General features: G+C 65.5%; 19 protein-coding genes. 14 read left to right on the top strand and 5 right to left on the bottom strand.

The window, feature by feature from the left end; all coding sequences use genetic code 11:
- Positions 1–123: 123 nt before the first annotated feature.
- Entirely contained in the window at positions 124–2,136 is a 2,013-nt protein-coding gene (locus SOM28_RS18730) for a bifunctional 2',3'-cyclic-nucleotide 2'-phosphodiesterase/3'-nucleotidase (protein WP_320469033.1), read from the bottom strand.
- A gap of 135 nt (positions 2,137–2,271) precedes the next feature.
- Between SOM28_RS18730 and prfB the strand changes: the two genes are divergently transcribed.
- The 3 genes from prfB to lysS all read left to right on the top strand — a co-directional run bounded on the left by prfB (position 2,272) and on the right by lysS (position 5,622).
- Positions 2,272–3,376, top strand: a protein-coding gene (gene prfB / locus SOM28_RS18725; protein WP_123071141.1) for a peptide chain release factor 2 whose coding sequence is annotated in 2 segments (ribosomal slippage) — positions 2,272–2,352 and positions 2,354–3,376 — 1,104 coding nt in all. Because the reading frame shifts where the segments join, the coding sequence is not laid out codon by codon here.
- A gap of 15 nt (positions 3,377–3,391) precedes the next feature.
- On the top strand, positions 3,392–4,057 hold the full coding sequence (locus SOM28_RS18720; protein WP_320469032.1) for an HAD family hydrolase: 666 nt from the start codon (positions 3,392–3,394) through the stop codon (positions 4,055–4,057).
- Positions 4,058–4,083: 26 nt separating this feature from the next.
- The gene (gene lysS / locus SOM28_RS18715; RefSeq protein WP_320469031.1) at positions 4,084–5,622 is read left to right on the top strand and encodes a lysine--tRNA ligase; all 1,539 of its coding nucleotides are present in this window, start codon (positions 4,084–4,086) and stop codon (positions 5,620–5,622) included.
- A 219-nt stretch (positions 5,623–5,841) separates the two neighbouring features.
- On the opposite strand, the gene ppnN is transcribed toward lysS, so the two are convergent.
- Complete coding sequence (ppnN, locus tag SOM28_RS18710) at positions 5,842–7,248, bottom strand: nucleotide 5'-monophosphate nucleosidase PpnN (protein ID WP_320469030.1); 1,407 nt, start codon at positions 7,246–7,248, stop codon at positions 5,842–5,844.
- A 262-nt stretch (positions 7,249–7,510) separates the two neighbouring features.
- Between ppnN and SOM28_RS18705 the strand changes: the two genes are divergently transcribed.
- Positions 7,511–9,016 carry a peptide MFS transporter gene (locus SOM28_RS18705; RefSeq protein WP_147937480.1) on the top strand — a complete coding sequence of 502 codons (1,506 nt, stop codon included), beginning with the start codon at positions 7,511–7,513 and terminating at the stop codon, positions 9,014–9,016.
- Positions 9,017–9,087: 71 nt separating this feature from the next.
- On the opposite strand, the gene SOM28_RS18700 is transcribed toward SOM28_RS18705, so the two are convergent.
- Complete coding sequence (locus SOM28_RS18700; protein WP_320469029.1) at positions 9,088–9,987, bottom strand: LysR substrate-binding domain-containing protein; 900 nt, start codon at positions 9,985–9,987, stop codon at positions 9,088–9,090.
- Positions 9,988–10,092: 105 nt separating this feature from the next.
- On the opposite strand from SOM28_RS18700, the gene SOM28_RS18695 reads away from it, so the two are divergent.
- Positions 10,093–11,004 carry an NAD-dependent epimerase/dehydratase family protein gene (locus SOM28_RS18695; RefSeq protein WP_123071058.1) on the top strand — a complete coding sequence of 304 codons (912 nt, stop codon included), beginning with the start codon at positions 10,093–10,095 and terminating at the stop codon, positions 11,002–11,004.
- Positions 11,005–11,161: 157 nt separating this feature from the next.
- Here SOM28_RS18695 and SOM28_RS18690 read toward each other — a convergent pair whose 3' ends face one another.
- The gene (locus tag SOM28_RS18690) at positions 11,162–13,432 is read right to left on the bottom strand and encodes an OPT family oligopeptide transporter (RefSeq protein ID WP_320469028.1); all 2,271 of its coding nucleotides are present in this window, start codon (positions 13,430–13,432) and stop codon (positions 11,162–11,164) included.
- Between the two features lie 197 nt (positions 13,433–13,629).
- Between SOM28_RS18690 and SOM28_RS18685 the strand changes: the two genes are divergently transcribed.
- The 9 genes from SOM28_RS18685 to SOM28_RS18645 all read left to right on the top strand — a co-directional run bounded on the left by SOM28_RS18685 (position 13,630) and on the right by SOM28_RS18645 (position 22,528).
- Positions 13,630–16,032 carry a penicillin-binding protein 1A gene (locus SOM28_RS18685; protein ID WP_414675182.1) on the top strand — a complete coding sequence of 801 codons (2,403 nt, stop codon included), beginning with the start codon at positions 13,630–13,632 and terminating at the stop codon, positions 16,030–16,032.
- 150 nt (positions 16,033–16,182) lie between these two features.
- Complete coding sequence (locus SOM28_RS18680) at positions 16,183–16,542, top strand: DUF1428 domain-containing protein (RefSeq protein ID WP_123071438.1); 360 nt, start codon at positions 16,183–16,185, stop codon at positions 16,540–16,542.
- A 133-nt stretch (positions 16,543–16,675) separates the two neighbouring features.
- The gene (locus SOM28_RS18675) at positions 16,676–17,068 is read left to right on the top strand and encodes a phosphonate transporter (protein ID WP_123071439.1); all 393 of its coding nucleotides are present in this window, start codon (positions 16,676–16,678) and stop codon (positions 17,066–17,068) included.
- A 7-nt stretch (positions 17,069–17,075) separates the two neighbouring features.
- Positions 17,076–17,894: a PAS domain-containing protein gene (locus tag SOM28_RS18670; RefSeq protein WP_320469026.1), complete on the top strand. Its 819-nt coding sequence runs from the start codon at positions 17,076–17,078 to the stop codon at positions 17,892–17,894.
- Positions 17,884–19,656 carry a putative bifunctional diguanylate cyclase/phosphodiesterase gene (locus SOM28_RS18665; RefSeq protein WP_320469025.1) on the top strand — a complete coding sequence of 591 codons (1,773 nt, stop codon included), beginning with the start codon at positions 17,884–17,886 and terminating at the stop codon, positions 19,654–19,656. The genes SOM28_RS18670 and SOM28_RS18665 overlap by 11 nt, the downstream gene beginning before the upstream one ends.
- 117 nt (positions 19,657–19,773) lie before the next feature.
- Positions 19,774–20,034, top strand: a complete 261-nt coding sequence (locus SOM28_RS18660) for a hypothetical protein (protein ID WP_320469024.1) — start codon at positions 19,774–19,776, stop codon at positions 20,032–20,034.
- A 134-nt stretch (positions 20,035–20,168) separates the two neighbouring features.
- On the top strand, positions 20,169–20,435 hold the full coding sequence (locus SOM28_RS18655; protein WP_123071443.1) for a hypothetical protein: 267 nt from the start codon (positions 20,169–20,171) through the stop codon (positions 20,433–20,435).
- Between the two features lie 104 nt (positions 20,436–20,539).
- On the top strand, positions 20,540–21,517 hold the full coding sequence (locus SOM28_RS18650) for an HDOD domain-containing protein (RefSeq protein WP_320469023.1): 978 nt from the start codon (positions 20,540–20,542) through the stop codon (positions 21,515–21,517).
- A complete protein-coding gene (locus SOM28_RS18645; protein WP_320469022.1) occupies positions 21,518–22,528 on the top strand; it encodes a 5'-nucleotidase in 1,011 nt (336 codons plus the stop codon). It abuts the gene before it with no gap.
- Here the strand turns inward: SOM28_RS18645 and SOM28_RS18640 are convergent.
- A complete protein-coding gene (locus tag SOM28_RS18640) occupies positions 22,482–23,801 on the bottom strand; it encodes a GDSL-type esterase/lipase family protein (protein ID WP_320469021.1) in 1,320 nt (439 codons plus the stop codon). The genes SOM28_RS18645 and SOM28_RS18640 overlap by 47 nt on opposite strands.
- Positions 23,802–23,841 lie beyond the last annotated feature (40 nt).

Below are 23,841 nucleotides of genomic sequence, written 5' to 3'. Positions count from 1 at the left end.
ATACGTCGTCCCCGCGAAGGCGGGGACCCAAGTCATCGGCGTAGTGGCTGCGTTTGAAGCAGTCGGTAAGCTGGAAAACTTGGGTCCCCGCCTCCGCGGGGACGACGTGCGAGGGATAACGATTTACTTCGACAGGTCCACCGCATACAGCGCGGTGCCCTTGCCACTACCGTCGTCGGCCTTCAACTGGCTGACGTTGTCGATCCCCGCCTCTTGCGCCAGTCCGACCAGGTCAGGCGCCGAGTGGAATACCACCGGCCCGGCAGTCTTGACTTGCGCGAAGCGCCAGCTGCGCGCCGCGCCCTGGGCCTTGCGGCTCAACTCCTTGGCGCTGCGGATGTAGTCGATCAGGATGTCGCGGTTATTATCGGGCGAAGCCAGCACCACATTGCTGCCGTCCAGCCCCGGGAAATCACCGCCGCCGCTGGCGCGGTAGTTATTGGTCGCCACCAGGAATTCCTGCTTGGCCTCGACCGGCTTGCCTTGGTAGGACAGCTTGCGGATGCGGTCACCCGGCGCGCGTGTCACGTCGATCTCGTAGCTCACGTCGCGCGAGGTGATGGTGTCGAAGTTAAAACTCGGGAAGCGGCTGTTGACCAGCTCCTGTGCCTCGGTCTTCGCCGGATCGATGGTATTGAAGCGCCCCGCCGCCGTCTCCAGCCATGCCTTCAGGCCCGCGCCATCGACCTTCACCGCATACAGCGAGTTCGGGAACAGGTACAGGTCGGCCGCGTTGTTCAAGGCCAGGTCGCCGGCCGGCACGTCGGTGTAATCGGCCACGGTCGGGAAGCCGGCCTTGAATGGCGCCGTCACCGACAGCACCGGCAGCTTCGCGTACTGCGGCAGGTTGGCCTGGACGTACTTGCTGACGTATTCGGCCTGGGCGCGGTTGACCACTTCCAGCGCCGACGGATCGCCAACGTCGGCGAAGTAGGTCGTCATACGGAAAGCCGAACGGCCGACCGGCGTCTTGACGTAGGCGATAGTCGCCTCGTGCTCGGCGCGCACCAGCGCCGTCACTTCAGGATCCGGCTCGACGAAGGTCTTCGGCGCGGTCTGGGTCGAACGCGCCTCGACCACGGTCTTGTCCTTCTCGACCGTCCAGCGCTTGCCGTCGGACTTCAGGTGAAGCTGGACCACGCCCAGATGCTTGCCCCACTGGCTCGGCATCACGGCCGGCACGCCATGCACCAACCCGCGCACCTTGTCCACGCCCGGCAGGTTGAACTGGGGCACGCTGCTGTCCTTGTTCGGGAACAGCTGGTGCGAATGGCCCATCAGCACCACGTCGACGCCCGGCACCTTGGCCAGGTGCCAGTTGGTGTGTTCCATCTTCGGCGAATAGGCAGCGTCGTCGAGGCCCGAATGGCCCAGCATCACCACCAGCTCGGCGCCCTTCTTGCGCATCTCGGGGATGTAGCGCTCGGCGCTGGCCTTGATGTCGACCGGCTTGACGCGGCCCTCGAGCCAGCGCTTGTCCCAGGCCATGATCTCGGGTGGCGTGAAGCCGATGATGCCCACCTTGACGGTGCTCTCGACCCGTTTGCCGTCCTTGCCGGTGGCGACGATCTTCTTGTCGATGATCTTGTAGGGCGCGAACAGCGGCTGGTTGGTCTGCAGGCTGTGGATATTAGCCAGCACGATCGGGAAGTTCGGTCCGGCGCAGGGCTTGGCCTGCGGCGCGACATCCTTGACCTTGAAGCTGCTGCCGGTGATCTGGTTCAGGAACGGCAGGCCGTAGTTGAACTCGTGGTTGCCCATCGTGCCGCCCTCGTAGCCGAGCGCGTTCATGATTTTATAGATGCCCAGCACCTGCTCGCAGCTCGGCGGCTTCACCAGCGCCTGGTAGTCGGCGAAGGCCGTGCCCTGGATCGTGTCGCCATTGTCGAGCAGCAGCGTGTTGGCGAATTCCTTGCGCGCCTGGCGGATGAGCGTGGCGGTGCGGTCGAAGCCGATCGACGCATCCGGCGCCAGCTTGTAGTAGTCGTAGCCGACCACGTTCGAATGCAGGTCGGACGTCTCGAGCACGGCCAGCACGGCGGTCGAACCGCTCGGGGCCTGGGCGGCGTGGACGGGGAGGATGAGCAGCAGCGGCACGAAGGCGATGCTGATTTGATAACGCAAAAGGCGGTTCATGGGGAATCCGGGAAACTAGACGGGGCCGATGATACGGCAGTGGCTACTGGCGTGGCAATCCATACGGCGTCGTCAGCTCAGTGGTCGGGTATAATCCCCGGTTCGATTCAACCAACTAATGAGACTGCCGAGACCATGGAAGCCGAACGCATTAACGCCATTTCCGCCCTGCTGAACGACCTGACCGGTCGTGAGGCCGAACTTCGGAGGTATCTTTGACTTCGATAAGAAGTCGGAGAAACTAGAACAGGTCAACCAGGAGATGGAAGACCCTTCCATCTGGAACGACCAGAAGAAAGCCCAGGAAATGGGCAAAGAGAAGAAGGCGCTGGAAGGCGTCGTGCACGTGCTCGAGAAGGCCAAGGCCGACCTGGCCGACGCGCGCGACCTGTTCGACATGGCGCGCGAGGAAGGCGACGACGACACCATCGAAGCGGTATCCTCCGATCTCGAAGCCGTCCAGAAGATCATCGAGGCGATGGAATTTCGCCGCATGTTCAGCAATCCGATGGACCATGCCAGCTGCTTCATCGACATCCAGGCCGGCGCCGGCGGCACCGAAGCCCAGGACTGGGCTTCGATGCTGCTGCGTCAATACCTGCGCTACTGCGAACGCAAGGGCTTCAAGGCCGAGATCCTCGAACAGTCCGAGGGCGAGGTCGCGGGCATCAAGACCGCCACCATCAAGGTCGACGGCGAGTACGCCTATGGCCACCTGCGCACCGAGACCGGCGTGCACCGCCTGGTGCGCAAGTCGCCGTTCGACTCGGCCAACGGCCGCCATACCTCGTTCACCTCGCTGTTCGTGTATCCGGAAGTGGACGACTCGATCGAGATCGAGATCAACCCGGCCGACGTGCGCATCGACACCTACCGCGCCTCGGGCGCCGGCGGTCAGCACATCAACAAGACCGATTCTGCGGTGCGCCTGACGCACGGTCCATCGGGTATCGTGGTCCAGTGCCAGAATGACCGATCGCAGCACCGCAACAAGGCCGAGGCCTGGGACATGCTGCGTGCGAAGCTGTACGAGCTCGAACTGCGTAACCGCATGAGCGAGCAGCAGAAACTGGAAGACTCCAAGACCGACGTCGGCTGGGGCCACCAGATCCGCTCCTACGTGCTCGATCAGTCGCGCATCAAGGACTTGCGCACCGGCTTCGAAACGGGCAATACCAAGAACGTGCTCGACGGCGATCTGGACGACTTCATCTCCGCATCCCTCAAGCAGAACGTTTAACAAGGTAGAGACCCGATGACCACACCCGCCCGCGCGCTGATCTTCGACATGGATGGCACCATCGTCGACAATATGGACTTCCACACCCAGGCGTGGATCACCTTCTTCGCGCGACGCGGGCAGGTCATCGAGCCCGATGCCTTCTTCCGCGACACGGCCGGCCGCCAGGGCAAGGAAATCCTGCGCCACTATCTCGGTCAAGAGCTCACCGCCGACGAGCTGGCGACGCTGAACCACGAGAAGGAAGTGCTGTACCGCGAGCTGTATGCCCCGCACCGCAGCACCCTGCCCGGCTTCGACGCCTTTATCGAGGCTGGCGCCGCCCGTGGCTGGAAACTGGCGGTGGCCACCTCGGCCTCGCCAGGCAGCGCCAGCTTCATCCTCGACGAAATGGACCTGCACCGGCGCTTTGACGCGGTGGTGGTCGGCACGGTCGACGTCCCGCGCGGCAAGCCTCATCCGGACGTTTTCCTGAAGGCGGCCGACCGCTGCGAGACGATGCCGGCCCAGTGCATCGTGTTCGAGGACGCGCCGCTGGGCGTGGAAGCGGCGCGCCGCGCCGGCATGCGCGCGGTGGTGCTCACCACCACCCTGCCGGCCGAGGCCTTCGCCGAGTTCGACAACGTCATCGCCATCGTCAACGATTTCACGCAGCTGGACGTTGAGACCCTGCTGGCCTGAATCCACCAAGACTAGAATCACACAATATGACCACCGAAAACCAAGAACAGGCCCCGCTGCAGGCCGCCGACGAAAACAAGATCATGGCCGAGCGCCGCGCCAAGCTGGGTGCGATCCGCGAGAAAGGCATCGCCTTCCCGAACGACTTCGTCCCGCAGCACAAGGCCGCCGACCTGGTCGAAACCTATAACGGCAAGACCCGCGAAGAGCTGGAAGCCGAACCGGTCGCCGTCGTGCTGGCCGGCCGCATGATGCTGCGCCGCGAAGCGGGCAAGAAAGCCGCTTTCGCCACTCTGCAGGACAGTTCCGGCCCGGCGGCATCGGGCCGCATCCAGGTCTACATCGCCCTCGACAACGCCGGCGAGGAAGCCATGGACGCACTGCGCAGCTACGACCTGGGCGACATCCTGGGCGTCGAGGGCACGCTGTTCAAGACCAAGACCGACGAACTGACCGTCAAGGTGACGGCGCTGCGCCTGATCACCAAGGCGATCCGTCCGCTGCCGGACAAATTCCATGGCCTGGCCGACCAGGAGACCAAGTACCGCCAGCGCTACGTCGACCTGATCATGAACGAAGAGACGCGCCGCACCTTCAAGGCGCGTACCGCCGCGATGTCGTCGATGCGCCGCTTCATGGAAAAGAACGGCTTCATGGAAGTCGAGACCCCGATGCTGCACCCGATCCCGGGCGGCGCCGCGGCCAAGCCTTTCATCACCCACCACAATGCGCTGGACATGGAAATGTACCTGCGCATCGCACCGGAACTGTACCTGAAGCGCCTGGTGGTGGGCGGTTTCGACCGCGTGTTCGAGATCAACCGCAACTTCCGCAACGAAGGCGTGTCGGTCCGTCACAACCCGGAATTCACGATGATGGAATTCTATGCGGCCTACACCGACTACAAGTGGATCATGGACTTCACCGAGCAGGTGATCCGCCAGGCCGCGATCGACGCCCAGGGCAGCGCCGTGCTGAGCTACGGCGGCCGCGAGCTGGACCTGTCGAAGCCGTTCCAGCGCCTGACCATCGTCGAAGCGATCGACAAGTACGCGCCGGGCTATACGCCCGAGCAGCTGAACGACGCCGAGTTCATCAAGACCGAGCTGAAAACGAAATTCGGCGTCAAGCCGTTCGCCACCGCCGGCCTGGGCGCGCTGCAACTGGCGCTGTTCGAAGAGACCGCCGAAGCGCTGCTGTGGGAGCCGACCTTCATCGTCGACTACCCGGCCGAAGTCTCGCCGCTGGCGCGTGCCTCGGACACCCGTGAAGGCGTGACCGAGCGTTTCGAGCTGTTCATGGTCGGCCGCGAGATCGCCAACGGTTTCTCGGAGCTGAACGACCCCGAAGACCAGGCCGCACGCTTCCTGGCCCAGGTGGCCGCCAAGGATGCGGGCGACGACGAGGCGATGTTCTACGACGCCGACTACATCCGCGCGCTGGAATACGGCATGCCGCCGGCCGGCGGCTGCGGCATCGGCATCGACCGCCTGATGATGCTGATCACCGACTCGCCGAACATCCGCGACGTGCTGCTGTTCCCGCATCTGCGCAAGGAAGACTGAGTCTTGAAGTGAGAAGGCCGCCGGAAGGCGGCCTTTTTTATTCGGGCGGTCGCCCGGGGACGTCACACCACGGCCCGCACCTTTCGCACGTCGTTCCCGCGCAGGCGGGAACCCAAGCTTGCATGCATTAACGTGACGCCGAACGTATCGACGACGCGAAAGACTTGGGTCCCCGCCTGCGCGGGGACGACGTGCGAGATGACGTAGCCCGGTGACGCGTTACTGGACGATCGTATAGCAAGGCGTATACGCCTTGCCCGGCAACTTCATGCGGCTCTGCTCGACGAACGAGGCCAGCAGCGCATCCATCGGCCCCATGATCTCCGCCTCGCCACTGATCTCGTACTTGCCGTACTGTTCGATCGCGCGTATCCCCTCTTCCTTCACATTCCCCGCCACCACGCCCGAGAACGCACGCCGCAGGTTCGCAGCCAGCAAGTGCGTCGGGATCCCGCGATGCAGGTCGAGACCACGCATGTTTTCATGCGTCGGCTTGAACGGCTTCTGGAACTCGTGGTCGATCTTGAGCCGCCAATTGTAGTAATAGGCGTCGCTATTGGCCTTGCGGAAGGCGCGTACCTCTTGCACGCCGGCCTGCATCGCGCGCGCCACGGCATCCGGGTCGTCGATGATGATCTGGTAACGCCGCTGCGCCTCCGCGCCCAGGGTCACGCCGAGAAAAGCGTCGATCTGGGTGAAATAGTCGCGCGCGGAGGCCGGGCCCGTGAACACCAGCGGGAACGGGATCTCGGCATTGTCCGGATGGAGCAGGATGCCCAGGATGTACAGGATCTCTTCGGCGGTGCCGGCGCCGCCCGGGAACACGACGATGCCGTGGCCGGTGCGCACGAAGGCCTCCAGGCGTTTCTCGATGTCCGGCATGATCACCAGGTCGTTGACGATCGGGTTCGGCGATTCGGCCGCGATGATGCCCGGCTCCGAGATGCCCAGGTAACGCCCGCTGCCGAGGCGCTGCTTGGAGTGGCCGATGGTGGCGCCCTTCATCGGGCCTTTCATGGCGCCCGGTCCGCAACCGGTGCAGATATCCATCTCGCGCAGGCCCAGCGCATAGCCGACCTTCTTGGTGTAGTTGTATTCGATGCGGCTGATCGAGTGGCCGCCCCAGCACACCACCAGGTTCGGATTGCGCTGCGGCTGCAGCACGTTGGCGTTGCGCAGGATGTGGAACACGGCATCGGTGATGCCCTCGCTGCGGGTGAGGTCGAATTTGGGGTTGTCGGTGACGTCGAAATTGACGAACACGATATCGCGCAGCACCGAGAACAGGTGCTCGTGGATGCCGCGGATCATCTTGCCGTCGACGAAGGCATTGCCTGGCGCGTTGCGGATGTCGAGCTTGATGCCGCGCTCGCGCTGCATGATGTTGATCTCGAACGACGCATAGCGTTCGAGCAGCTCCTTGCCATCGTCGATGTCGCTACCGGTATTGAGCACGGCCAGCGCGCACTTGCGGAATACGTCATACAGGCCGGCCTTGCCGGTTTCGAGCAGCTTGGCGACTTCTGCCTTCGACAGCACTTCGAGCCGCCCTTGCGGTGAAATGAGAGTGTCGACCAGTTGCAGGCTTTCGGGTGAAACGAGTGTATCGACTACTTCATGGGTCATGGTCTGGCTATCCTCGGTTATTCGATGGTACGGATGGCGTTGTAAAGACCATCCTGACAAGCAATATACGCCAATCTGGCGGTGCATGCGTGCCCCAGAATAGGGTGCGGTGCACCATCTTCGAACCGCATTAACACATCCGGAAAAATTCTTCTTGTGATGAAGAATATGCACTAGAATGCGTGCCTATTGGAATGTTCGCCCGTCGAATGGCTCCATATAACTATTACTCTGTCATTACATTTTCTTCGGGAGGAACCGCATGAGCGGTGCAGCTACTACACCCGCCAAAGGACCTCTTCCAGAATTCAAGCAGATCATGGGCCACCCAGCACCGCTGTGGATGTTGTTCATGACCGAATTCTGGGAGCGCTTCGCTTTCTACGGCATTCGTTGGGCACTCGTCCTTTACATCGTCTCCCAGTTCTACGGCGGCGACGCGGTCGGCCAGGCCGACGCCAACCTGACCTACGGTTCCTACCTCGCGCTGGTGTATGCCGGCGCTGTCTTCGGCGGCTGGGTAGCCGACCGCGTCATCGGCTACCAACGTTCGATTCTGGTTGGCGCCATCTTCATGGCGGCCGGCCTGTTCATGATTTCGATCCCGAACCAGGACATCTTCAAGCTCGGCCTGGCGACCATCATCGTCGGCAATGGCATGTTCAAGCCGAACATCTCGGCCATGGTCGGCCAGCTGTACGCGCTGAACGATACCCGTCGCGACTCGGGCTTCACCATCTTCTACATGGGCATCAACGTCGGCGCGCTGTTCGCGCCGGTCGTGACCCAGCTGCTGGCAGAGAAAGTGTTCGGCACTACGGCCATGCCATCGTACAAGATCGTGTTCCTGGCCTCGGGCATCGGCATGCTGATCTCGCTGTTCTGGTTCTATGTCGGCCGCAAGTCCCTCCAGGGCATCGGCGCCCCGATCGGCGACCTGGCCAGTCCGAAGCGCCTGGTGATGACGATTGTCGGCGCGCTGGTCGTGATCCCGATCATGTACCTGCTGCTGCAAGCTGGCGCCGCCAACCTGCAGGTGCTGCTGACCATCCTGTTCGTCGGTCTGGCCGCGATGCTGATCATTGAAGGCATCCGCGAAGGCAAGGTCTCGCGCGACAAGACCTGGGCGATGATGATCATCTTCTTCTTCAATATCCTGTTCTGGTGCTTCTTCGAACAGGCAGGCAGCTCGTTCACCTTCCTCGCCAACAATATCGTCGATCGTAACCTGGGCGGCTGGGAATACCCGGTGGCCTGGTTCCAGTCGGTGAACTCGGTGGCCATCATCGTGTTCGCGCCGATCATCGCCGCGATCTGGGTCTGGCTCGGCAAGCGTAACGCAAACCCATCGATCCCGCGCAAGTTCGGCCTTGGCCTGATCTTCAACGGCGTGGCGTTCGGCCTGCTGGTATTCGCGCTGTCGTCGCTGGTCGACGACAAGGGCATGATCCCGTTCTGGACCCTGTTCGCGGTGTACGTGATCCAGTCGGTCGGTGAGCTGTGCCTGTCGCCGATCGGCCTGTCGATGGTGACCAAGCTGGCCCCTACCCGCCTGGTTGGCCTTGGCATGGGCGGCTGGTTCCTGTCGACCGGTATCGGCAACAACCTGTCGGGCATCTTCGCCTCGCACGTTTCGGGCGAGACCGGCATGACCGTGGCTTCGGCCCTGGACGGCTACAACTTCGGCCTGTGGTCGCTGCTCGGCGGCGGCATTCTGCTGGTGATCCTGGCGCCAGTGATCCAGAAGCTGATGCACGGCGTGAAGTAATCGCTTGACCCTGCAACGAGAAGGGCGGCCCGCGGGCCGCCCTTCTCGCATTTGCGCCGCCGTCGCACCGTCTAGCGGTAATCGAGGTGCGCGCTCATGGCCGCCATTTCGGCCACCATCCATTCGCGGAAGCGCCGCACCTTGAGCATATGCTCCTTGTGCGGATTGGCGAGAAAGCGGTAGCCGTTCGCGAACGGCACGCTGCGGCAGGGGATCAGGCGCAGGGCGCCGGCGGCGATGTCCTGGAACGCGATCCCGTACGGCACCAGGGCCACGCCCTGCCCCGCCACCGCCGCCTGCACCAGCACGCCCCAATGGCTGTAGGCGCGCGAGAAATCGTAGTCGCCCTTGAGCGCGCGATTTTCATTGAGCAGCTGCAGCCAGGCCTCGGGCGAATGCACGATCAGTAGACGGTGCTCGTCCAGGTCGGCCAGGGTCAGCGCGGCCTGGCCTGGCGCGAGCAGCTCGGGACTGTAAGCCGGCACCAGTCGCTCACGAAACAGCACCGTCGGATCGCCGTCCGCTACCGAGCCGTAGCGGATCGCGACGTCGGTGCTGTCGGCGTGCAGATCGACCGGGGCATCGTTCGAGTCGAGCCGGATGTCGAGCTCCGGATACAGTTTCGTAAAACGGTGCATGCGCGGCACCAGCCACTTGATCGCGAACGAGTGGGTGGTGGCGATGCGCAGCACCGCCTCTTCGTCGCCGCTCTGCAAGGCCGTGACCTTGGCGCGCAACTCGCCCAGCATGCGGGCGGTGGCGATCGCCAGCTCCTGCCCCTTTTCCGTCAGCGCGATGTGGCGCGGATGCCGCACAAACAGGGCAAACCCGATGGTTTCTTCCAGCTGCTTGACCTGGAGGCTGACCGCGGCCGGGGTCTTGTGCAACTCGTGCGCGGCCAGCTTGAAACTACCCCAGCGCGCGGCGCACTCGAAGTCAATCAGGCCCGAAAGGCTGCGTAAAGCCTTCATTTTGCGTCCATGGCTAAGTTTTTCTTATTCATTGGCATGTCTTTTTCTCGTTTGATGGATTGTACTTCCCCTAGGAAAATAGTGGTGATCACACAAGGAAGCGCCATGCCCAAGAATATTCTCGTGATCGGTGGGACCCGGTTTTTCGGCAAGCTGCTGGTGCAGCGCCTGGTCCGGGCCGGCCACCACGTCACCATCGCCACCCGCGGCTACGCGCCGGACCCCTTCGGCGATCGCATCACGCGGGTGCGCGTCGACCGCCGCAACGAGCACGCCATGCGCGCCGCCTTTGCCGGTGTGAAGTTCGACATCGTCTACGACCAGATGTGCTATTCACCGCTGGACGCCGCCATCTCGAGCCGCGTCTTCGGTGGCAACGTCGGCCGCTATGTCATGACCTCGACCATCGACGTCTACCGCGCGCTGGAACCGCAGTCGCAAGCCTTCGACGAAGAATCGCTGCACGTCGACGCACAGCCGATCGATACCGCCTACCCATGGCACGATCCGGCGCGCGCCATCGACAGCTATGTCGCCGGCAAGGTCCAGGCCGAGGCTTATCTGTACCGCGCCGGCAGCATGCCGGTGGTAACCGTGCGCCTGGGCCACGTGCTGGGCGGCCCGGACGATTTCACCGGCCGCCTGGCGCATTATGTGGACCTGGTGCGCCAGGGCGCCGCCCTGCAATACACCAGCGCCAAGGCACGCACGTCCTTCCTGGAGGCGCGCGAAGCGGCCGACTTCCTGGTCTGGGCCGGCGCCCAGGCGTTTACCGGGCCGGTAAACGCCGCGGCCGATGGGGCGCTGTCGGCCTACGAGCTGCACGGCCGCGTGGGAGCGGCGCTGAATGCGCCGGCACGCATGCGCAAGCTCACCGCCGGCACGCCGTCGCCGTTCGACCTGGTGACGCCGCTGATGCTCGACACCGGCCGCGCAAAAGAACTCGGCTACCGCTTCAGCGGTACCGACGACTGGATCGACAGCGCCATTCGCCAGCACGACCTGGCCTACGTCTGATCCACCGCTTACTGGACGCGTGGACGGCAGAGCCGTCCACCCTACGTTCCTCCACATGTAGGGTGGACGGGTTCCCCGTCCACGCGTCCAACCGCAACACGCACCACACGCACATAAAACGACAACGCCGGCTCAAAGCCGGCGTTGTCGTTTGCGCTTAGGTCTTCCTGACCTTTTCGCGCGCCACCCACCACAGCAGCAGCACGATGGCGCCATACGGAATCATGCTGAGCCAGTTCGCGCTCGCCCCTTCGAAGAACGGATTCGACACCTTGGCCCAGGCGCCGATCGCAGCGTCGAAGTCGGTGAAGATACCGGCCGTGATGGCGATGATGATGCCCGCCAGCGCGCCGCCGGCAATATAGCCCGACGCCAGCAGCACGCCCGCGCTGCGGTCGCCCGCCGCCTGGCGCTCTTCTTCGTTCAGATGGGCGTTCTGCGGCAGCTTGTTGTTGCGGCGATCGGCCAGCCAGCGCACGGTGCCGCCGATCGCGATCGGCAGGGTCGCCACCAGCGGCAGATAGACGCCGACCGAGAACGCCAGCGAGGCGATGCCCGCCATCTCCAGCACGATCGCGATCATCACGCCGAACAGCACCAGGGTCCACGGCAGTTCCTGGTCCAGGATGCCCTTGATGATGTAGGACATCAGCACCGCCTTGGGCGCGTCGTACTTCTTCACCTCGGTGCCGTCCGGACGCGTGCTGTGGTGGCCGTTGATGCCCGGGTCGACCAGGTACACCGCCTTGCCCGCCGCGTCGACGAAGTACTTGCCGGCCGGGCCGCCCACGGTATCCGTCTTGTGCCAGACCTTGTAGGTGTTCGGATCGTCCTTGGCCTGCGGGCCTTGCAGCTGCCCGGAATCGCTCAGCGTCGCGGCATCGACCGTGAGGCCGGGCGCCACCTGGGCCGCCGGCACGTAGACGGTGCCGGCTTCGTTCAGCTTGAGCAGGATCGGTCCCAGGATCAGGGCCGAGGCGAAGGCGCCGCACAGGATCGCATACTGCTGCATGCGCGGGGTGGAGCCGACCAGGTAGCCGGTCTTGAGGTCTTGCGAGGTGGTGCCGGCATTGCTGGCGGCGATGCAGACGATGGCGCCGACCGACAGCGCGGTCACGTAGTACTGGCCGCCGGTCCAGCCCATCACCAGGAAGATCAGGCAGGTGAACAGCAGGGTCGCCACCGCCATGCCCGAGATCGGGTTCGACGACGAGCCGATCTCGCCGGTCAGGCGCGAGGACACGGTGGCGAACAGGAAACCGAACACCAGGATCAGCACCGCGCCCAGCACGTTCATGTGCAGCGGCGTAGCCAGCGAGATGATGGCGATGATGGCCAGGCAGCCGATCACGACCCACTTCATCGGGATGTCGCGGTCGGTGCGCAGCGACTCGTCGCCCTTCGAACCTTGCCGCACGCCGGCCAGGCCGCCGCGCAGGCCGTTCCAGATCGTCGGCAGCGAGCGTGCCAGCGAGATCAGGCCGCCGGCCGCCACCGCGCCGGCGCCGATGTACAGGATGTACGAGGCGCGGATGTCGTCGCCCGTCATGTCGCTGATCGGGATCGTGGCCGGCGACAGCGGCACGGTCGCCAGCTCGCCGAAAAACTTGATCATCGGGACCAGCATCAGCGAGGCCAGCACGCCGCCGGCCGCCATCGTGTAGGCGATGCGCGGGCCGATGATGTAGCCGACGCCCACCAGCTCGGGCGATATCTCGGCGCCGATGCTGCCGGTCTTGAGCGGCGCGCCGAACTCGAAGTTGATGGTGTCGCGCCAGCCCTTGAACGACACGCTCAGGGTTTTATACAGGATGCCGATGCCGAAGCCGCCGAAGATCAGCATCGCGCGCCGTTTCGCCGTCTTCATGGCGTCGCTGCCTTCCGCGGTCGCCGGGTCGCGCACTTCGCCCGCGGCTTCCCGCGAGACGTCGGTAGCGGCGGCCTTGAGCACCTCGGCGCAGGCCGTGCCTTCCGGGTATTTGAGTTCGCGGTGCTGGTCGACGATCAGCGTGCGGCGCAGCGGGATCATCATCAGGATGCCGAGCAGGCCGCCCAGCACGCCGACCAGCATCACGCGCGAGATCTCGAGGTCGAAACCGAGGATCATGATGGCCGGCATGGTCACGCCCAGGCCGAAGGCCAGCGATTCGCCGGCCGAGCCGGCCGTTTGCGCCACGCTGTTCTCGAGAATCGTCGATTCGCGCGCGCCGAGCTTCTTCGCCATGCCGAACAGGGTGATCGCGATCACCGCCACCGGGATCGAAGCGCTGACTGTCAGCCCGACCTTGAGCACCAGGTAGAGAGAGGACGCGCCAAAGATCATGCCCAGGATGACGCCCATGATCAGGGCGCGCGGGGTCATTTCGGGCAGCTGGGCGGTGGCGGGGATGTACGGCTTGAAGCCGGCCGGTTTCGAATCGAATGGCATGGATTTCCTTCGTTGCTGATGCGGCCCGCCGTGCCGCCGGCGGGCCCAAAGCGAGAATATCGCACATGCACGAACGGAAAGAAAGTGCATATTGAAAGCGGATTATAATCGGGCGCTCCTGGCCCACCTCAGGGCCGCACCGCGAAAGTCCAGCAGTGAGCGATACCAACAAGCAGTCCACCAAAACCCTGTTCGGCATGAAGCGCCTGCATGCCTTCATCCTTGTCGCTTCGACCGCGATCCTGCTGCCGATCGCCGGCGCCGTGGTCTACGTGACGACGGCGATCCTTCCCAAGGTGCCGCCGATCGACGCCGTGACCGACTACCGGCCCAAGATCCCGCTGCGGATCTACACGGCCGACAATGTGCTGATCGGCCAGTTCGGCGTCGAGCACCGCGACTTCGTGCCGATAGCGAAGATCCCGGCCATGATGAAGTCCGCCGTGCTCGCGATCGAGGACACGCGCTTCTATGAACACGGCGGCATCGACTTTATCCGCGCGCTGGGCGCAGCGCGCGCCAACCTGCGCGGCGGCTTCCGGCAAGGCGCGTCGACCATCACGATGCAGGTGGCGCGCAACTTCTTCCTCACCAACGAGAAGACCCTCGCGCGCAAGTTCACCGAGATCGCGCTGGCCTACAAGATCGAGGACTCGCTCACCAAGGACCAGATCCTCGAGCTGTACATGAACCAGATCTACCTGGGCCAGCGCTCCTATGGCTTCTCGAGTGCGGCGCGCAGCTATTACGGCAAGACGCTCGACCAGCTCACGCTGGCCGAGACCGCGATGCTGGCCGGCCTGCCCCAGAACCCGGCGCGCACCAATCCGGTGTCCAACCCCAAGCGCGCGCAGGCGCGCCAGCACTCCATCCTCAAGCGCCTGCTGGAACTGGGCGAAATCGACGAGGCCCGGTACCGGCAGGCCCTGGCCGAACCGCTGCGCGTCAAGCGCGACGCCGGCCAATCGTTCGACACCCGCGCCGAATACGTGGCCGAACTTGCGCGTCAAACGGTCTACCAGCAGTTCGGCGAAGAATCGTACACGCGCGGGATCACCGTCACCACCACCATCCTGGCGGCCGAGCAGAACGCCGCCTACGACTCGGTGCGGCGCAACGTGCTGGCGTATGACGGGCGCCATGGTTATCGTGGCCCGGAAGCGCGCGTCGAGCTGCCGTCCGACGCCGAAGAACGCGAGGAGGCGATCGTCGATGCGCTGCAGAAGCGCCCGAGCAGCGACGGACTGCTGCCGGCCGTCGTGCTCAAGGCGAGCCCGCAGGAAGTGCTGGTCGATACCCTCTCCGGCGAAGACATCACCATCCGTGGCGCCGGACTCAAGTTCGCGGCCAATGCCTTGTCCGCCAAGGCACGCGAAAACGTCAGGATCACCCCGGGCGCCATCATCCGCATCACGAAAGGCAAGGACGGCGACTGGGCCATCACCCAGGTGCCGCAAGTGGCCGCCGCGTTTGTCGCGATCGACGCCGATACCGGCGCCTACCACGCGCTGGTGGGCGGCTTCGACTACAACCTGCAGAAGTTCAATCACGTGACCCAGGCCTGGCGCCAGCCGGGATCGAGCATCAAGCCCTTCGTGTACTCGGCGGCGCTGGAAAAAGGCTATTCGCCGACCACCCGCATCCTGGACCAGCCGATCGAGCTGCCCGGCGCCACGCTCGAGACGCCATGGACGCCGCAGAACGACGACGGCGTGTTCGACGGCGAAGTCACGCTGCGCCAGGCGCTGGTGAAATCGAAGAACGTGCCGACGGTGCGCGTGCTGCGCGCGGTATCGGTCGATTTCGCCCACCAGTACCTGGAGCACTTCGGCTTCGACCTGGCGCGCCATCCGAAGAACTATACGATGGCGCTCGGCACCGGCGCCGTTACGCCGCTGCAGCTGGCCGGCGGGTATGCGGTGTTCGCCAACGGCGGCTACCGGGTCAAGCCCTACCTGATCGCCAGGATCCAGGACGGCAACGGCGCCGTCATCCTCGAGGCCAGGCCGCCGTCGGCGAAGGACGAAGCCAGCCGCGCGGTCACGGCGCGCAACGCCTTCGTGGTCGACAGCATGCTGCGCGACGTGGCCCGCTTCGGCACCGCCGCCGGCGCCACCAGGCAGCTCGGACGGCAAGACCTGGCCGGCAAGACCGGCACCACCAACGACGCCGTCGACGGCTGGTTCGCCGGCTATGCGGGCAATGTGGTGGCGGTGTCGTGGATGGGCTATGACGAACCGCGTTCGCTGGGCGGGCGCGAATTCGGCTCGACGCTAGCCATGCCGATCTGGATCGACTACATGCGGGTGGCGCTGGCCAAGGTGCCGCCCGTGCAGCGCACGCCGCCGGAGGACGTGGTGCACGACGGCGACGACTGGATCTACCCGGAATTCATCGATGCGGGCGAGACGCGCACGATCGACATCGAGCAGGCGCCCGTGGAGCAGCCGCTGGACTTGCCGCCCGGCAGCCAGGAAGTGCCGCCCGACGCCTCGCCGTTCGACGAGCGGCCGGCCATCGAGGCCTTGCCGCCGATCGCGCCTGCCCCTGCGCCAGCCGCCGCGCCGCCACCGCCGCCCGCGCACAACCCCTTGTGGTAGGCCATGTGGTAGTCTCACCAGTTCCCGGCCAGTGGTCTGCCGGCCGGGACGGGTGCGGCGCGCGCATATTTTCTGCTATACCTTCCAGCTACACCTTTCAGCAATACCTCACACATCACTTCGTGCATCACCTCACATCAGGAGATCATCATGGCGTATGTAGACGGTTTTGTCCTTCCCTTGCCAACATCGAAGATCGACGAGTACCGCGCCCAGGCTACCCTGGCCGGCCAGGTCTGGCGCGAACATGGCGCGCTCGAATACCGCGAATGGATCGCGGACGACGTCAAGCCGGGCGAGCACACCTCGTTCCCGCAAAGCGTCAAGCTGGAAGACGGCGAGACCGTCATCCTGGCCTGGGCGGTGTATGAATCGCGCAGCCACCGCGACGCCGTGATGGAGAAAGTGATGCAGGACCCGCGCCTGGCCGATATGATGAAGCCGGGTGGCGTGCCTTTCGACGGCAAGCGCATGTTCTTCGGCGGATTCGAGAACCTGGTCGATTTGTAGGCGCGCGACGTGTCTGAACGGCACGCACATTGAAAAATGTGAAGTGGAAAGGCGCACACGATTGACACCGCGCCTTTTCACATGCCAACATCTGTTACTTACATTCAATAGCCGCGTCCCGGCATCCGAGACCATGACCGTAACGCCCTTCTCCTTCGACGCGCCCGACCTGGCTGCGCGCCTGGACCAATGCACGCCGGAGCAGTTCGACGCGCTCGAATTCGGCGTCATTGGCTTCGGCGCCGACACCAGCGTCACGGTCTACAATGCCTTCGAATCCCAGGCGGCCGGCCTGTCGCCCCAACGGGTGCTGGGCCAGCCCCTGTTCACCAACGTCGCGCCGTGCATGAACAATTTCATGGTGGCCCAGCGTTTCGAGGACGCCCAGGAAGACAATAGCGTGCTGGACGACACCATCGACTACGTCCTGACCTTGCGCATGCGTCCGGTCAAGGTCGCGTTGCGCCTGCTGTCGAACCCGGGCGGAAGCCACCGCTACGTGCTGGTCCAGCGCCAGCCGCGGTGAGCCTCCGATGAGCAGGGAGGCCAACGACTTCGGCGCCGAGCACGAGGCGCTGATCCAATTCCTGTACCTGGCGCCTGTCGGCCTGGTGCAGACCAACGCCCAGGGCGACGTCACCATGCTCAATCCGGTAGCGGCCCAGCTCCTGATGCCGCTGTCGCAGGACGGCGGCCTGGACAACCTGTTCACGGCCCTGGAAAAGGTGGCGCCCGAACTGCGTGCGCGCACCGCCCAGCATGGCGAGCCCTATGGCAAGATCTGCGACGGCCTGCACCTCTACCTGGAAGCTGGCGGAAGTGGCAAGCGCGCGCCGCAGATCCTCGCACTCACCCTGCTCAAGCTCGATCCCGAACGCGTCATGGCCGTGATCGACGACATCACCGAACAGGTACGGCGCGAGCGCCGGCTGCGCCAGAACGACGCCTGGCTCAACGCCATCCTCACCGGGGTCCAGGATTACGCCCTGGTGAGCCTCGACCTGCAGGGCCGGCTCTGCGACTGGAACGCGAGCGTCAAGCGCGTCACCGGCTTCGGTCCCGATGCAATCGGCCGGCCGTTCACGATCTTCTACCCGCCGGACGCGGTCGCGCCCGAATACCGCCAGGACCGCCTGCGCGAAGCCGACGCCAGCGGCTGGTCGCTCGACGAGGGCCGCCGCCAGCGCGCCGACGGCGCCGTGTTCTGGGGCAGCACGCTGGTCGCCCCGCTGCCGGAGTGCGAAACGCTACCCGGCGAGGCCGACGGCGCCGCCTACTGCCTGATCCTGCGCGATCTCGGCAAACCACAGGACGCCATCGCCCGCCACCAGGAGAACGCCCATGCAGCATGAGCCGGTCGATGCGTATGAAACGCTGGTGCAGTTCCTGTACCGGGCCCCGATCGGCCTGGCCCAGACGACGCTCGACGGCACGGTCGAGATGCTCAATCCGATGGCCTCGAGCCTGCTGATGCCGCTCGCCACCGACGCCGGGCTGGACAACCTGTTCGACGTGCTGGCGCCGGTCGCGCCCCAGCTGCCGGCGATGGTCGAGGCCTTCATCGAACCATCCGGCATGATCTGCGAAGGCCTGCGCCTGCCGGTCGGCGTGCAGCATGCCGCCAGCGGCTCGCTGCAGGTGCTGTCGCTCAACCTGACCAAGCTCGACCCCGAACGCCTGATGGCGACCGTGGCCGACGCCACCTTCGAAGTCCAGCGCGAGCAGGAGATGTTGTCGCGGCGCCTGCGCAACGCCGCCCGCACCGACAGCCTGACCCGCATGCCCAACCGCGAGGCGGTGCGCGAAGAGCTGCAGCGCCTGCTCGCGCGGCCGCAGGACGGGCACGGCTTCGCAGTGCTCACCCTGAACTGCGACCGCTTCCGCCAGCTCAACGACAGCCTGGGCCAGGCCGGCGGCGACCAGCTGCTGATGCACATGGCCGACCGCCTGCGCGGCGCCCTGCGTCCGCCCGCCAGCGGGTTCGAGCCCGCCGCCCGCAGCGGCCAGCTGGCCGCGCGCATCGGCGGCGACGAATTCGTGGTGGTGCTGGACGGCCTGCGCGCACGCTCCGACGCCGAACGGGTCGCGCTGCGCCTGCTGGACGCCCTCGCCCATCCATATGTGATCGGCGGCCACGAGATCGTGTGCAGCGCCAGCCTGGGCCTGGCCTGGGGGCCGGACGCGGCAGCGCTCGATGTGCACGATGAGCACGACGCCGACAGCCTGCTGCGCGACGCCGGCATCGCCATGGTCGAGGCCAAGCGCGCCGGCGGCAATCGCCACGCGGTGTTCGAGGCCAGCATGCGCGAGCGCGCCGCGCGCCGCGCCGACATCGAGGCCGACCTGCGCCAGGCGCTGGCCGAAGAACAGCTGTTCGTGGTCTACCAGCCGGTGGTGCGCCTGCTGCCGGACGGCGGCGTCGACCGCGCGGCAGGCGTCGAGGCGCTGGTGCGCTGGCGCCATCCGCAGCGCGGCGTCGTGCCGCCGATCGAGTTCATCCAGGTGGCCGAAGAGTGCGGCCTGATCGGCGCGCTGGGCGACTTCGTGCTGGCGCGCGCCTGCCGCGATTTCATGGACTGGCAGGCGCGCCTGCACGAAGCGGCGCCGCGCCTGATGGCGGTGAACCTGTCGCGCGCCCAGCTCGGCCAGCCCGGCTGGATCGACAGCGTCGCCGCCGTGCTGCGCACGAGCGGCATGCCGCCCGCCAGCTTGCAGCTCGAAGTCACCGAAAGCCTCGCGGCCCAGGACCAGGACACGCAAGTACGCCTGCACGAGCTGAAGGGGCTCGGCGTCAAGCTCGCGCTGGACGACTTCGGCACCGGCTATTCGTCGCTGTCGAGCCTGCACCTGCTGCCGGTGGACACGGTCAAGATCGACCGCTCCTTCGTGTGCCAGGCCGACACCAGCTTCCACCACCGCGTGCTGATCGAGGCGACGGTGAAGGTGGCCCAGAGCCTGGGCATGACCACCGTGGCCGAGGGCATCGAGACCCGCTCGCAACTGGACGTGGTGCGCAACCAGCGCTGCGATAAGGTACAGGGATATTATTTCAGCCGGCCCTTGCCGGCGCCGGAGCTGCTCGACTGGCTGGCCCAAGAAATTGAAACCGCCTGACGCCGTTACTGACGCCTTACCAAGGTGAAATCCTACACGGGTAACCGACGTGTTCCTATTCTCGCAGACTCATTCCGTTGCGAAAATGAAACCACTCAAGAACCCAAGGAGAACACCATGAAACGCACCGTTCAAAGCGCAGTTCTCGCTGGCATGATGGCTTTTGGCCTGGCTGCCTGCAACACCACCGACACCACCGATTCGATGAGCGGCGCCAGCGCCACCGGTTCGACCATCGGCAGCGGCGTGCAAACGCCAAGCACCACCGGTGGCACCAATAGCTGGAACGCCGGCGCCAACGGCGCCAGCGGCGTGAATGCCGCATCGGGCACCACCAGCAATAACGAGCAGACCACCGATACCCCGGTCAGCCGGTGACCCGGCCTGAGTACCTTTGCGGCCAGGTTCACAATAGGTGAGCCTGGTCCTACAGGTATTGACGTTCTCTTCCTATTTCATGCGTATGGCTGACCTCGCATGATGCCCTTACTTACCAATCAAGGAGAACCACGATGAAAAAGCTCCAGACTGTTTTGCTGGGCAGCATGATGGCCTTTGCCCTGGCCGCATGTAACACCACCGACACCACCGGCACCACCAGCGGCTCGTCCTCGGTTGGCGCCGCCCAGGCCGGCTCGACCGGCAACCCGACCGTCGACGCGCAAATGGGCATCAGCCCGAACGACGTGCAGAACACCGGCCCGGCCAACGCCACCGGCAGTGCCTCCACCCCGACCAATACCGGTCACACCACTACCGGCTCGAACAACGGCCAGTAAGAGGTGAAACAGCCAACGGCCCGGCGCCGCGCGAGCGGCAGCCGGGCCGTTTGTCATTCACGGTAGAATGGACAAATGCCCTCGCCCCTGAACTTCGCATGCCCATGAAACGCTGGCTCGCCCGCCTGTTCGGCACACGCGAAGCGGGACATCCCGCCGCCGCTCCATTCGGCGGCGCCGGCAACCGTCCCGCCGCCGAGGATGCCTCACTGCCGGACCTCGACCTCGATCTCGCTTTTTTCCACTGGCTGGCCGGCCCGCACGTGCTAGGCAAGCCCGCCCCCGACGGTCCCGTGCTCGATGAGCTGGCACGCCTGGCGCGCGATCCGCACGACGCGGCGGCGCTGGTGCCGCGGGTGCCCGCCGTGATTCCGCAACTGCTGCGCAGCCTGCGCGAGGACGACACCGGCGCCGGTGCGCTGGCGCGCCAGGTGGCCCAGGATCCGGTGCTGGTCGCCGAGGTGATCCGCGAGGTCAACAGCCCCTACTACCAGCCCGCGTCCCCGATCCGCAATCTCGAAGGGGCGGTGCTGCTACTCGGCCAGAACGGCCTGCGCATGCTGCTGGCGCGGGTCGCCTTCCGCCCGATCATCAGCCAGCAGGCCGGCCCGCTGGCGCGATTGATCGCACCGCCACTGTGGCGCCAGTCCGAACTGTGCGCGCAGGCGGCCGGCCTGCTGGCGCCCCGAAACAAAGCCGATCCCTTTGAGGCATACCTGGCGGGCCTGCTGCACAATGTCGGGCTGGTGGTCGCCTTCCGCGTGGTCGAGCAGCTGTTGCCGCCGGGCGCCCTGCCCGACGGCGACGCCTTCGGCTCGCGCCTGGTGGCGGCGGCGCGCCTGATCTCGGCCCGTATCGCCGACGCCTGGGAACTGCCGCCACCGATCGGCCACGCTATCGCGCACCTGGGCGACGCCGGCGCCCTGCCGACCCTGCTGCAGGACGCCGACCGGCTGGCCAAGCTGCAAATGCTGGCCAGGGGCGGCCAGCCCCTGTTCGTGCGCGCCGTGCTGGCGCTGCCGCCGGAGGCGCGCCGAGTCTACGATAGCTTGATTGAACAATCCGACCGACAGGACGCCTGAATGCCGTTTCCCATCGAAGAAAAACTCGTGATCGGCGTCGCCTCCAGCGCGCTGTTCGACCTGTCCGAATCGCACCAGGTCTATCTCGAACATGGCCCCGACGAGTACCGCGCCTACCAGGAGCGCCAGCGCGACGTCGTGCTTGCACGCGGGGTGGCCTTTCCCTTCATCCGGCGCTTCCTCAGCATCAACAAGTGCTTTCCGCAGCAGGCGCCGGTCGAAGTCGTCCTGTTCTCGCGCAACTCGCCCGAGACGGGGTTGCGCGTAATGCGCTCGATCGCCCACTACGGCCTCGATATCTCGCGCGCGGTGTTCATGACCGGAAAATCGCCCTATCCCTACCTGCCGGCCTTTAACGCCGCGCTGTTCCTGAGCGCGAACGAGGAAGACGTCAAGAGCGCGATCGACGTCGACTATCCGGCCGGCCTGGTGCTGCCTTCGCGCAGCGCCGAAGTTCGGGACGAAAGTGCAGACGACATCGAGCTGCGGGTGGCCTTCGACTTCGACGGCGTGCTGGCCGACGACGAGTCCGAGACGGTCTTCAAGCGCGACGGCCTGGGCGAATTCCACGCCCACGAGACGCTGCACATGGCGCGCCCGCACCAGCCCGGGCCGCTGGCCGGGATGTTCCGCAAGCTGGCCATGCTCCAGCAACTCGAAAAAGAGACCGAGCGCGACGACCCTGGCTACCGCCGCATCGTGCGCATCGCCATCATCACGGCGCGCAGCGCGCCCGCGCACGAACGCGTCGTCACAACCCTGGGCAGCTGGGGCGTCTCCGCCGACGAGACCTTCTTTTTGGGCGGGATGGACAAGAGCCGCGTGCTGTCGGTGTTCAAGCCGCACATCTTCTTCGACGACCAGCTCACCCACCTCACCTCCGGCCCAGGCGGCACGATCCCGATGGTACACGTGCCGTTCGGGGTTGCGAACCGGCGCGCGGCCGACACAGGGCTGGGCATGCCTACAGGCGCGGCAGCGCCATCAGGCGATCCAGCTCCGGCTGCATAGCCTTGGCCCAGATGGCGTAGCCGGCTTCGTTGGGATGAAGCCAGTCCGGCATCACGCTCGCCGGCAGGCTGCCGTCAGCCTCCAGGAATGCCTTGTTCACATCCATGAAGAACACGCGACGCCCGTCGGCCAGCGCCGGCAGGCGCGCGTTGACCTGATCGTTGAGGCGGCGCAGCGGGCCGTCGGCCGCCGCATCGCGCGGGAAGATCGCCAGCAGCAGGATCCGCGTGCGCGGCAGGCGCTGCTTGAGCTCCTCGAGATTGCGTTCGATGCCGCCTGCGGTGATGGCGGGGAAGTCGCGCCGATGCCCCGTGTTGTTGGTGCCGATCAGGAGCACCGCCACCTTCGGGTCGATGCCGTCCACCTCGCCGTTCCGCAGGCGCCACAGCACGTTCTCGGTGCGATCGCCGCCGAAGCCCAGCGCCAGCGCATCGTGGCGCGCGTAATGCTGCTGCCACACCTGCGCACCCTCCTTTTCCCAACCCTGGGTGATCGAATCGCCGATGAAGACCAGTTGCGGGCTGCGGCCTTCGGCGACCATTTGCCTGGCCTCCTCCAGCTTCTGCCGATGGCGCGGCAGCCACCATGAAGTGGACCACGATTCGTTGAGGGTGTCGGGCGTGACCGCCACCGTGCGCCAGTCGGGGCATGGCATATTGGGCTTGCCGCCCTGCGCGAACGCCACATTGGCGATGGCGACCTGTCCGCTGCCGGTGCCTTCGAGCAGGAACGGCCGCGTCACGGCGCCAAAATCGTCGCCGTCGCGCGCGAAGCACGACATCGACAGCACGATGCGCTGCCAGCCCTTGCCCTGGGCGGCGCGTCCCGGCAGGACCCAGGAGACATGGCGCTCGCAGTCGCTGCCGCAACCGACCCGGAACAGGATCCCGCCCTTGTCCAGCGCATCGACCTTGAGGTCGAAGGCCAGCGTACCCGCCGGCAGGTAAGGGCGAAGGTCGAACGACGGGCCGGAAAGGCGCACGCCGCTCTTCCAGATGTCATTCCAGCGCAGTGTCAAGGCCCCGCTGCCGCGCGGCCCTTCGCTGCGCACCAGCCTGATCGCGCTGCCCGAAAGCCTCGCGCGCAGGCCTATGGCGGCATCGACGCGCTCGCCCCGCAGGACGTGTTCGGTCCTGGGAGCGACCACCGATACGGTCACGCCCTGGCGCGGCGCGCCGTCGAACAGGACCAGGTCGGTGGGTGGCGCCGCATGCGCGGCTGCGGGCAGCATGGATGCGATCGATAGGGATATGGCGGCCAGGCCTGCGCGCATGGATGTCTCCTGTCTTTATGCTGTGAAAACAGGATGATGC

It is taken from the genome of Massilia sp. CFBP9026 (assembly GCF_034045165.1).
In the GTDB taxonomy this organism is placed as follows: domain Bacteria; phylum Pseudomonadota; class Gammaproteobacteria; order Burkholderiales; family Burkholderiaceae_D; genus Telluria; species Telluria arenae.
The sequence above is the reverse complement of the archived record's forward strand: the minus strand, read 5'-3'. Positions and strand labels throughout refer to the sequence as shown.

Bases quoted from the DNA above. Each gene is read 5' to 3' on its own strand.
- SOM28_RS18730 (WP_320469033.1), bottom strand. From the start codon at position 2,136: ATGAACCGCCTTTTGCGTTATCAAATCAGCATCGCCTTCGTGCCGCTG.
- SOM28_RS18720 (WP_320469032.1), top strand. From the start codon at position 3,392: ATGACCACACCCGCCCGCGCGCTGATCTTCGACATGGATGGCACCATC.
- lysS (WP_320469031.1), top strand. From the start codon at position 4,084: ATGACCACCGAAAACCAAGAACAGGCCCCGCTGCAGGCCGCCGACGAA.
- ppnN (WP_320469030.1), bottom strand. From the start codon at position 7,248: ATGACCCATGAAGTAGTCGATACACTCGTTTCACCCGAAAGCCTGCAA.
- SOM28_RS18705 (WP_147937480.1), top strand. From the start codon at position 7,511: ATGAGCGGTGCAGCTACTACACCCGCCAAAGGACCTCTTCCAGAATTC.
- SOM28_RS18700 (WP_320469029.1), bottom strand. From the start codon at position 9,987: ATGAAGGCTTTACGCAGCCTTTCGGGCCTGATTGACTTCGAGTGCGCC.
- SOM28_RS18695 (WP_123071058.1), top strand. From the start codon at position 10,093: ATGCCCAAGAATATTCTCGTGATCGGTGGGACCCGGTTTTTCGGCAAG.
- SOM28_RS18690 (WP_320469028.1), bottom strand. From the start codon at position 13,432: ATGCCATTCGATTCGAAACCGGCCGGCTTCAAGCCGTACATCCCCGCC.
- SOM28_RS18685 (WP_414675182.1), top strand. From the start codon at position 13,630: ATGAAGCGCCTGCATGCCTTCATCCTTGTCGCTTCGACCGCGATCCTG.
- SOM28_RS18680 (WP_123071438.1), top strand. From the start codon at position 16,183: ATGGCGTATGTAGACGGTTTTGTCCTTCCCTTGCCAACATCGAAGATC.
- SOM28_RS18675 (WP_123071439.1), top strand. From the start codon at position 16,676: ATGACCGTAACGCCCTTCTCCTTCGACGCGCCCGACCTGGCTGCGCGC.
- SOM28_RS18670 (WP_320469026.1), top strand. From the start codon at position 17,076: ATGAGCAGGGAGGCCAACGACTTCGGCGCCGAGCACGAGGCGCTGATC.
- SOM28_RS18665 (WP_320469025.1), top strand. From the start codon at position 17,884: ATGCAGCATGAGCCGGTCGATGCGTATGAAACGCTGGTGCAGTTCCTG.
- SOM28_RS18660 (WP_320469024.1), top strand. From the start codon at position 19,774: ATGAAACGCACCGTTCAAAGCGCAGTTCTCGCTGGCATGATGGCTTTT.
- SOM28_RS18655 (WP_123071443.1), top strand. From the start codon at position 20,169: ATGAAAAAGCTCCAGACTGTTTTGCTGGGCAGCATGATGGCCTTTGCC.
- SOM28_RS18650 (WP_320469023.1), top strand. From the start codon at position 20,540: ATGAAACGCTGGCTCGCCCGCCTGTTCGGCACACGCGAAGCGGGACAT.
- SOM28_RS18645 (WP_320469022.1), top strand. From the start codon at position 21,518: ATGCCGTTTCCCATCGAAGAAAAACTCGTGATCGGCGTCGCCTCCAGC.
- SOM28_RS18640 (WP_320469021.1), bottom strand. From the start codon at position 23,801: ATGCGCGCAGGCCTGGCCGCCATATCCCTATCGATCGCATCCATGCTG.